At 63.5% G+C, this 466-nt stretch carries 1 protein-coding gene; it reads left to right on the top strand.

Features of this window, described 5'->3' with window-relative positions; genetic code table 11:
* On the top strand, window positions 1-270 hold a 270-nt coding region (locus tag JWG43_RS20765), incomplete at its 5' end, for a hypothetical protein (protein ID WP_205244323.1).
* Between the last annotated feature and the right edge of the window lie 196 nt (window positions 271-466).

Below are 466 nucleotides of genomic sequence, written 5' to 3'. Positions count from 1 at the left end.
GTTCTCGATCTCGGCGGCGCGCTCGGCCGTGGCCAGCAGACGACCCATGCCACGACGGGCGGGATTCGCCAGAGCGGCCAGAACCGGGTGGCGTCCCCACAGAAAATTATCGGCGTCCGACTTGCCCCGATCGGGCGAACGGGGCTGACGAGGGGTTTCATCGCGCCGTCCAAACCCTTGCGCAGCGGGCTTTTGGCCCTTGTCACGGGGGCCGTCGGGACGGTTTCCGAAGACCGGTTTTTTACCGCTTTTACGGTCGTTGCGTTCTGATTTCGACGACACTATAAGACGCCCTCCGATTTGGAGCCCCAAGGGCTTTCGGGTCTGGGCGCCCCCTCTATCCTAGAGGAGGCGACAAGCCGAAGGCTTTTGTTTCGTCCCGCTTCTTTATGGGCGGAAACGAGGGGTCCGACGGTTCGACAAGGCGCGCTGGGGGAATGTCCCGAGTGGCAAAGGGGGGGGACTG

Origin of the sequence: Desulfobulbus alkaliphilus (assembly GCF_016918545.1) — a bacterium.
Classification (GTDB): domain Bacteria; phylum Desulfobacterota; class Desulfobulbia; order Desulfobulbales; family Desulfobulbaceae; genus Desulfobulbus; species Desulfobulbus alkaliphilus.
Note: the sequence above shows the minus strand (reverse complement) of the source record. Positions and strands in the feature narration are given on the sequence as shown.